Source organism: Campylobacter concisus, assembly GCF_002914005.1.
GTDB classification, from domain to species: Bacteria; Campylobacterota; Campylobacteria; order Campylobacterales; family Campylobacteraceae; genus Campylobacter_A; species Campylobacter_A concisus_N.
Genome location: NZ_POZU01000032.1, coordinates 1 through 9,184, shown reverse-complemented (window position 1 = coordinate 9,184; position 9,184 = coordinate 1). Strand labels below are relative to the sequence as shown.

11 protein-coding genes are annotated in these 9,184 nt (G+C 37.4%); 8 read left to right on the top strand and 3 right to left on the bottom strand.

Annotated elements, in window-relative coordinates:
- Positions 1-514 (bottom strand): Crp/Fnr family transcriptional regulator (locus tag CYP54_RS03150; RefSeq protein WP_103604173.1); only part of this gene is annotated, 514 nt, incomplete at its 3' end.
- A gap of 102 nt (positions 515-616) precedes the next feature.
- Positions 617-1,021, bottom strand: coding sequence for a large-conductance mechanosensitive channel protein MscL (mscL, locus tag CYP54_RS03145; protein ID WP_084040854.1), 405 nt, complete (start codon positions 1,019-1,021; stop codon positions 617-619).
- Between the two features lie 146 nt (positions 1,022-1,167).
- Here mscL and gltX point away from each other — a divergent pair, with 146 nt between their 5' ends.
- From gltX to CYP54_RS03130, 3 genes are read left to right on the top strand one after another with little or no spacing between them, the layout of a single operon-like run.
- The gene (gene gltX / locus CYP54_RS03140; RefSeq protein WP_103604172.1) at positions 1,168-2,463 is read left to right on the top strand and encodes a glutamate--tRNA ligase; all 1,296 of its coding nucleotides are present in this window, start codon (positions 1,168-1,170) and stop codon (positions 2,461-2,463) included.
- Positions 2,464-2,471: 8 nt separating this feature from the next.
- A complete protein-coding gene (locus tag CYP54_RS03135; RefSeq protein ID WP_021090481.1) occupies positions 2,472-2,765 on the top strand; it encodes a YggT family protein in 294 nt (97 codons plus the stop codon).
- Positions 2,743-4,380 carry a lytic transglycosylase domain-containing protein gene (locus CYP54_RS03130; RefSeq protein WP_103604171.1) on the top strand — a complete coding sequence of 546 codons (1,638 nt, stop codon included), beginning with the start codon at positions 2,743-2,745 and terminating at the stop codon, positions 4,378-4,380. Before CYP54_RS03135 ends, CYP54_RS03130 begins: the two co-directional genes overlap by 23 nt.
- Here CYP54_RS03130 and CYP54_RS03125 read toward each other — a convergent pair.
- Positions 4,301-4,780 (bottom strand): hypothetical protein, encoded by a 480-nt coding sequence (locus tag CYP54_RS03125; protein WP_103604170.1) that lies wholly within the window; start codon positions 4,778-4,780, stop codon positions 4,301-4,303. The two genes, CYP54_RS03130 and CYP54_RS03125, sit on opposite strands and share 80 nt — an antisense overlap.
- Positions 4,781-4,900: 120 nt before the next feature.
- Here CYP54_RS03125 and mobB point away from each other — a divergent pair, with 120 nt between their 5' ends.
- From mobB to CYP54_RS03100, 5 genes are all read left to right on the top strand, one after another.
- Entirely contained in the window at positions 4,901-5,380 is a 480-nt protein-coding gene (mobB, locus tag CYP54_RS03120; RefSeq protein ID WP_103604169.1) for a molybdopterin-guanine dinucleotide biosynthesis protein B, read from the top strand.
- Positions 5,380-6,243, top strand: a complete 864-nt coding sequence (locus CYP54_RS03115) for a class 1 fructose-bisphosphatase (protein WP_258033648.1) — start codon at positions 5,380-5,382, stop codon at positions 6,241-6,243. The genes mobB and CYP54_RS03115 overlap by 1 nt, the downstream gene beginning before the upstream one ends.
- The gene (locus tag CYP54_RS03110) at positions 6,243-6,461 is read left to right on the top strand and encodes a hypothetical protein (RefSeq protein ID WP_103604167.1); all 219 of its coding nucleotides are present in this window, start codon (positions 6,243-6,245) and stop codon (positions 6,459-6,461) included. The genes CYP54_RS03115 and CYP54_RS03110 overlap by 1 nt, the downstream gene beginning before the upstream one ends.
- A gap of 15 nt (positions 6,462-6,476) precedes the next feature.
- Positions 6,477-8,399 (top strand): methionine--tRNA ligase, encoded by a 1,923-nt coding sequence (gene metG / locus CYP54_RS03105; RefSeq protein WP_103604166.1) that lies wholly within the window; start codon positions 6,477-6,479, stop codon positions 8,397-8,399.
- Positions 8,400-9,184: ferrochelatase (locus CYP54_RS03100; RefSeq protein WP_103604165.1), on the top strand; the 785-nt coding region annotated here is incomplete at its 3' end. It lies immediately after the preceding gene.

The window sequence follows — 9,184 nt, the reverse complement described above, 5'->3', positions numbered from 1 at the left end:
TATTAAGTATTGATGAAATTTTAGTATGTTTTAGCTCATTAAATAAATCTTCATGATCTAAAATAAACCTAGCCACTTTTTCTTCTGAGCTTAAAATTAACTCTTGATGAAGTAGATTTGTTGTGATTCTTATCTTTTCGGACATTGATTTTAAAAATTTCATACAAATTTCTGGTTTTATTAAAAATTCAGCCGCGAATTTTTCATAATTTATCTTTAACACCTCGCCAGATATGGTAAAAATGGCACTAGCTGGGTAGACAATATTTTCAAAATTTACGACTTCAGCTACAAAATTCATAGGTGCTAACTGATGAATAAAAATTTCTTTTCCGTTTGCCGTGGTTTTATAAAGCTTAACAGAGCCACTTATTAAAAATATTAACCATTTTGGCTCCTCACCTTCTATAAATAAAAATTCACCCTTTTTATACTTTTTTACGACACTTATGGCTTCAAGTTTGGCTAAATCTTCTTCGTTTAAGCCTTGAAAAAACGGGATTTTTTCTATCATATTTTTACTCGCCTTTTTAAAATAAAAAATATTTTAGCATATAAAAATAAGATAAATTTTAATAGATTTTCAAAGGGAATTTTCCCTTTGAATTGTATGAAATTATTTTTTAAGTAGATCTCTAATCTCAGTTAGAAGTGCGATGTCAGCTGGAGTTTCAGGCTCCGCTGGAGCTGGCTCCTCTTTTGGTAATTTATTTTTAAGTGTATTTAGAGCCTTGATAACGCAGAAAATACAAAATGCTATTATTAAAAAATCAACCATTGTTTGTATAAATGAGCCATAGTTTATCGTAACAGCAGGCACGCCATCTACTGCTTCTTTTAGTGTAAGCTTAAGATCAGTAAAATTTACACCGCCAGTTAAAACGCCAACAACAGGCATGATAACATCACCAACTAGTGATGAAACGATCTTTCCAAACGCGCCACCTATAACAACACCAACAGCCATATCTATGACATTTCCACGCATCGCAAATTCTTTAAATTCGCTTATAAAACTCATTGTTTCTCCTAAAAATGTTAAATTTTTGTTCGGATTTTATTCAAGAAATGCTTTGCTTCGGCTAAAAAAATCAAATTACATAACTTTAAATTTATCAAGCCGGTGCTATAATCCATACTTCAAAATTTAACGTAAGGAATGAGCTTATGTATCGTTTTGCACCCTCGCCAACAGGAGATATGCACATAGGAAATTTACGTGCCGCTATTTTTAATTATATTTGTTCTTTACAAGATAAAAGTGGCTTTATTTTACGCATAGAAGATACCGATAAAGAGCGAAATATTAAGGGAAAAGAGAAAGATATCTTAGAAATTTTAAGCAAATTTGGCATAAAACCAGAGCAAATTTATATCCAAAGTGAAAATTTAAAATTCCACAGGCAGCTAGCTTCAAAGCTCCTCATTGACAAAAAGGCCTTTGCTTGTTTTTGCACCGAAGAAGAACTTGAGGCAAAAAAACAAAAAGCAAAAGAACAAGGCGTGGCATATAGATATGACGGTACCTGCGAGAGACTAAGCGACGCTGAAGTTTTAAACTGCGAGAAGCCATTTGTCATCCGCATGAAAAAGCCAACACGCACGATGAGCTTTACAGATGCGATCAAGGGCGAGCTGAGCTTCGAGCCAGACGCTGTTGATAGCTTTGTTATCATGAGAGCAGACAAAACACCAACTTACAACTTCGCCTGCGCAGTCGATGATATGCTTGAGGGCGTGACCTTTGTCATACGTGGCGAAGATCACGTGAGCAATACACCAAAGCAAGACCTCATACGTGAAGGCCTTGGCTATACCGGTAAGATGAACTACGCGCATTTGCCTATACTTTTAAATATTGAAGGTAAAAAAATGAGCAAACGCGAGAACGAATCAAGCGTAAAATGGCTCTTTGAGCAGGGATTTTTACCTGAGGCGATTGCAAACTATTTGATACTTCTTGGAAACAAAACTCCAACTGAAATTTTTACGATCGAAGAGGCGGTGAAGTGGTTTGATATAACCAAAATTTCACGTTCACCTGCTAGATTTGACGTGAAAAAACTTGAGCAGATAAATAGAGAACACATCAAGCTTGTCTCAAAAGAGCGCATAAAAGAGATCTTTGGCGTGGATGATAGCAAGGTTGAGCTAATTAAATTTTACACTCAAGAGAGCTCCCTAGTGCCTGAGATAAAGGCAAAAGTAGAGGCTATATACTCACCAAAAATAGTTCCAGAAGAGTATAAAAACGATTTTGAGATCATCAAAAAAGCAGCTCGTAATTTAAAAGCTTGCGAAACATTTGATGAGTTTAAAAAAGAGCTTATGAGCGCTACAAATTTAAAAGGTAAAAACTTTTTCATGCCACTACGTGCGCTTCTTACAAATGACCTTCACGGCCCTGAGCTTAGCGAACTCTATCCACTCATCAAAGATGATCTAGTTAAAATTTTAATCTAGGAGCAAAAATGATACTTTCCACCCTATTTTCAGCGATTGCAAACATTTTGCACCTTATTATCACGGTCTATACTTGGGTTATCATCGCAGCAGCACTCATTAGCTGGGTCAGACCTGATCCTAGCTCGCCGGTCGTGCAACTACTTTATAGGCTAACTGAGCCTGTTTATAGCTTTATTAGACGCTATATAAAAACAAACTTTAGTGGTATTGACTTTACTCCGCTTATTGTGCTTTTAGCACTTCAATTTTTAGATCAATTTTTAATAAGGCTTTTATTTGGTTTTGCTGCGTCACTTTAGTATTCTCTCTCTTGTCTGTGTTGCTCTTTTAGCTAAAATTTATACCTATGAAGAGTTAAAAAACGAACCAAAAAGCCTTGCAAAAGACTACTACATCAACCGTCTTATTAACGAGGGTAGTTACACAAAAGAGCAGATCGCAGATCTTTCGCGTGACGTATTTAGAAAAGCAGGCCTTGTTCAAAAATCAATCGATAAAATTTTACCTCCAAAAGCGACTCCTAGTAAATGTCCTGGCATAAATTTAAAAAACATTACCCAAGCAAATCTAAACTGCCAAAATTTGCTAACATCTATTGCTTTTAGCTTAAAGCTTGATAATCACACTCGTGAAATTTTAGCAGCTAATCTTGCAAAAACAAATCCAGAAAAATCAAAAATTTTACTCGCATTAAATGAAGCAAATCCGGCTAAAGTTTTTGCAAATTTAAACGATACAAAGAGCTTTTTAGAACTTTTTAATGCCTCTAGCCCACAAAATAAAAGTACACTTTTTAGTGAAAGCTTTGATGCAAATTTCATGACCAAGCTCTACTCGCAAAAGGGCTTTACAAATTTATTAAACGACCTTATTTTTAACAAAAAAAATGAAGGTTTTAGGAGAAATTTACTTAGCATAGATCCTGCCGTAACCGAAAAAAGTGATGCATTTACGCTTGGATTAAATGCGATTTTACTAGGACAAGACGATATCGCTTTTAGTCTTTTTGCAAGAGCCAAGAGCACATTTGAAAGGGCGTGGCAAAGAGATAATGCGACCTTTTGGCAGTACCAGATAAGTAAAAACGAAAGCTTTTTAAAAGAGCTAAGTGCCAGCAAGGACGCAAATATCTACTCACTTTATGCAAGAGATTTGATTAGTGGCGAACCACTTGAAGTCATCGTACCAAAACCTAGCAAGCAAAATATCGAAAATTTTGACGTAAGCGATCCATTTTTATGGAATAAAACTGCAGCCCTTGCAAAGGATATGAATGCCACGCAAGCAAGCGAATTTGCGAAGAAATTTTATACAAACGAAAGTATCGGTGCCTATGCATACTTCATGCAAAAGGCGCATGGCTGGGAGAAGCAATACTTCTTGATGCCAAGCTCTCCTGAGCTCAATGGTATCAGCAACGAAAGAAAATCGATGATCTACGCCCTAGCTAGACAAGAGAGTCTCTTTATCCCAAGCGTAGTTTCTACTTCATACGCCCTTGGCATGATGCAGTTTATGCCATTTCTAGCAAATGCGATCGGTAAAAAAGAGCTAAAGATCCCAAATTTTGATGAAGACGATCTTTTTAAAACAGATGTCGCATTTAAATTTGCAAATCACCACCTAAACTATCTTGATAAATTTCTCTATCATCCGCTCTTTACCGCATACGCGTACAACGGCGGTATTGGCTTTACCAAAAAGCTTATCACAAGAGATGATATGTTTAAAGAGGGAAAATTTGAGCCATTTTTATCGATCGAGCTTGTCCCTGTGGCAGAGACTAGAAACTACGGCAAAAAGGTGCTTGCCAACTACGTGATCTATATGGCGCTTACTGGTTCCAATATAAAGATTTCGCAACTTTTCGAAAATTTAACAAAACCGGCTTTGACTGATAAATTTCGAAACTAAGTGCTAGATCATCGCTTTGCTTACTTGGTGCGGTCACTTCATAATAAACCGACCAAGGCATCGAAAATCCAGCAAATTTTAACATCTCATCATTTTCATCAAGCAGCCTTGCATTTGTGGCATTTGAGTCGTCATTTACTTTTATGTTCTTTAAATTTTGTGCATGTTCTTTTGGATTTATAGCCACCAAAAAGTGCTCTTTGTTTGCATCTAAATCTGAGTTATAAATAGGATTTAAATAGGTTGCTACAATTAGCGTTCTATCGGTGCCGTCAATGATCTCGCTCTTGCTTGTGTAAGCCAAAAGCTCATTTTTTAACGGCTCATGCACGATTACTTTTTCACCAGCACAGCCAAATATCATCAAAATAAATACAAAAAACGATATAAATTTACTCATAAAAACTCTTAAATTTCTAAAATTTCTGCCATTTTAGCATTTTAATTTTTAAATTTCACTCATAAATTTTAAAGCCAACATAAGTTATAATCGCGAGAAATTTTAATAAAAAAGGTTCTTATGAAAAGACTTGCTATCGCTTTTTCTGGCCCTTCAAATAGCGGAAAAACGACTCTTATTTTAAAAGTTGCAAAGAAATTTATAGACGATGGTTTAAAGGTTGCGATAGTAAAACACGATCCAGGCGACAAGGCCAAATTTGATGTTGAAGGCAAGGATAGCTTTAAATTTTCACAAACTGGAGCAGATGTGGTGGTGATGAGTCCGACTAGAACAACTTATTTTTCACAAAAACCACAAGAAATTAACGATGTCATTAAAATGCTAGGCGAGTTTGATATGCTCTTAGTTGAGGGTTTAAAGACGCTTCCACTACCAAGGTTAAGTGTTTTTAAAGATGAAATAGATGAAAAATATCTTAGCTTTTCAGATGCGATCGCAACATACAAAAAACAAATTCCTTACGAGATAAAAAATATAAATTTAGACGATATAGACGCTATTTGTGCGTGGATAATCAAAAATGCAAAGGCTGTATAATGCAAGAATTAAACCAAATTTTTAACACCATAAAAGAGATCGCAAAAGAGATAAGCGAAGTGATAAAATATGCCGATCTTGGCTACACAACTCACGAAAACGCAACTGGCGACACCCAGCTAAAGCTTGATGTAAAAAGCGACGAGATCATCACAGCTAAATTTAAGGAGCTTGCCTGCGTAAAAGCGCTAATTAGCGAAGAAAAAGAGGACGAGCTTGAGATAAATAAAAATGCCAAATTTATAATCGCTTACGATCCACTCGATGGCTCAAGCTTAGTTGATGTAAATTTCGCTGTTGGCTCGATCTTTGGCATCTACGAAGACGAGGTAAAACCAGAGAATTTAATAGCCTCAGCTTACAGCATATATGGCCCAAGGCTTGAGCTAGTAATTGCCGAGAAAAAGGGTGCTTTGCCTAAATTTTATAGGCTTGGCAAAGATGGAGAGTTTAAATTTGTAAAAGAGCTTGAGCTAAAAGAAAAAGGCAAGCTAAACGCCACGGGAGCTACGCAAAAAGGCTGGAGCCAAACTCATAGAAATTTTATAAACGAGCTATTTAACGAGGGCTACAGACTAAGATACTCAGGCGCTATGGTGAGTGATTTGCATCAAATTTTACTAAAAGGCGGCGGTCTTTTTAGCTACCCAGCAACGAGCGATCATCCAAATGGCAAGCTAAGGGTTGTCTTTGAGGTGTTGCCATTTGCCTTTATATATGAAAACGCAAAGGGTGCAACGACAAACGGCAAAAATCAAACACTTTTTGATATAAAAATAGAAAAAATTCACCAAACAACGCCATGCTTCTTTGGCTCACGTGATGAAATTTCTCTTTTGCATAAATTTTACGAGCAAAAATAATGCAAGAAACACAAGCAAGCGAGTCACTTGATGCATTTGAGCTAGCCTTAAAGCAAAAGGCAAAAATTTTGCAAGAGTGCCAAAGCCAAAAAGGGCAAAAAAGCTGCTTTAGTTGCGAAGTATTTTTTGACTGCGAGACAAGAAAAGAGTACGTAAATAGCTGCTATAACTCGATGTCAAAGGGTAATACTGGCAGCGATGGCGGATTTGATTTTTAAAATAAAAGGAAAAACATGAAAGAAAAAGCTTATATAACGACCCCAATATACTATGTAAACGACGTGCCACACATCGGCCATGCCTACACGACTATCATCGCTGATACACTTGCTAGATTTAACCGCCTGCAAGGCAAAGAAACATACTTTATGACAGGCACAGACGAGCACGGACAAAAGATCGAGCAAGCAGCACGTGCTAGAGGCAAGACTCCAAAAGAGTATGCTGACGAGATTAGCGCTAAATTTAGATCACTTTGGGATGAGTTTGAAATAAGCTACGACCATTTTATAAGAACGACTGACGAAGAGCACAAGCAAACCGTACAAAATGTCTTTGAAAAGATGCAAACAAATGGCGATATTTACAAAGGCGAATATGAGGGATTTTACTGCGTTAGCTGTGAAACTTTTTTTAATCAAAGAGATCTACTAGAAGACAATCACTGTCCGGACTGCGGCCGAGCTACATCTTTAGTTAAAGAAGAGAGCTACTTTTTTAAGCTTTCAAAATATGAAGATGCGCTTTTAAAATGGTACGAAAACGACGAGCTTTGCGTCATCCCAAAGGGTAAGAAAAACGAGGTCGTAAGCTTTGTAAAAGGTGGACTAAAAGATCTCTCTGTGACAAGAACGAGCTTTGACTGGGGCATAAAGCTACCAAAGAGCGCAAACGATGAAAAGCACGTTATGTACGTCTGGCTTGACGCGCTTATAAACTACCTAACAACACTAGGATATTCAAGAGATGACGCTAGAATGGATCTTTGGCCATACACTACTCACATCGTTGGCAAAGATATTTTACGTTTTCACGCAGTTTACTGGCCAGCATTTTTGATGAGTCTTGGCTTGCCATTACCAAAACACGTAGCAGCGCACGGCTGGTGGACCATAAATGGCGAAAAGATGAGCAAAAGTAAGGGTAATGTTATAAACCCAAGAGAGGTTGCAAACGCTTATGGACTTGAAAATTTCAGATACTTTTTGCTTAGAGAGGTACCATTTGGTCAAGATGGCGATTACAGCCAAAAAGCCTTGATCGAGCGTATAAACTCAGAGCTTGGCAACGGTCTTGGTAACTTACTAAGCCGCATTATTGGCATGAGTGCAAAGTATAGCGACTATAAAATAGACTCAAAAGACGTGATCAAATTTCACAAAGCCGAGCTTGATGAGGCAAAGGGCTATCTTGATGAGGCTATAAAAAATTTAGAAAATTTAGCGACAAACCGCTACTTAGAGGATCTTTGGAAGGTCGTAACGCTTGCAAACGCAGCCGTTGCGAAGTATGAGCCATGGTCACTTGTAAAAGCTGGCAAAACTGACGAGGCAAACGCACTTGTGGCACTTTGCGCGAATTTGCTTACAAAAGTGGCGATACTACTTAGTCCAGCTATGCCAAAAACTTGTGCCAAGATAGCTGACGCGCTTGGCTTTAGCATAGACACAGCATCTTATGAAAGTCTTGTCTTAAAAAATGAAATTTCAAATTTCACAGCAAAAGCTACCGAGCCGCTTTTCCCAAGAATAGAAAAAGAACTAATGGGCGAAACAAGCGAGCCAAGGGTAGAGGTAGAAGCTGAGCCAAAAGAGGAGAAAAAAGAGAACGAGATCATTAGCATTGATGATTTTGCCAAGATAGTGATAAAAGTTGGCGAAGTGCTTGAATGCGAGAGAGTCGAGGGCAGCGACAAACTGCTTAAATTTAAGATAGATCTTGGCGAGGAGCAGCCGCGTCAAATTCTATCTGGAATCGCCAAATACTACGAGCCTAGCTCGCTTGTGGGCAAACAAGTGTGCGTTTTAGCAAATTTAAAAGAGCGAACGATGATGAAAAAATATGTCTCACAAGGCATGATCCTAAGCGCATCTGATGGCTCGCTAACGCTTCTTGGTACGCAGGGCAAGGTCAAAAACGGCGCGATCGTTGGCTAAATGACAATAGAAAATCTAACTCGTCTAATAAATGCCGAGGCTCTAAATGCACCGACGATAACTAGCGTAAGCGAGTTTGTTTTCGAGCTAAAGCATGTAAGACGTGGCTTTGCGTATATTTGCTTAAACGCAAACGATAGCGACATAGAAACAGCGATTAAACAAGGCGCATACGCCATAATTAGCGAAGATAATGTTCCAATTATTGATCAAGAAATCGCTTTTTTGAAAGTCAGCAGTTTACAAACTGCCATGATAAAACTCATGAGATTTGAGGCTACTCACAAAGATTTAAAATTTTGCGCCGTAAATCCTTTTATAAATGATTTTTTAGAAAAATCAAAACTTGGCTCCAACGCACATGTCATGTCAAAAAATATCACTGAGCTTTTTAATCAAATTTTTCACGCAAAGGTCTTTGATGTCTTTTTCGGCGATGATACAAGAACACTTCAGAGAATATCGCCTCTTTTTGAGACCATTTACACAGATACGACTATGCACGAGATAAATCCAAGCTCGATCTTTTTTACAAACACAGTATTTAAGCAAACATACTATCAAAACTTAAACATACCACGAGTTTTTGCTGGGATGTTTTATGGGCTTTTAAAATTTCTTGATAGCAATAAAATTTCATTTAAGCCTTACGAAGGTAGGATTCACGGGCATTTTGACCCGATTTTTATAGATAAAAATTTTATTCCTACTAGTTTTGGAAATAGCTTTAGAGCCATAATTACTGAAAGCGATGAAGATTTATTCATAAGCCAAAGTATATTTTT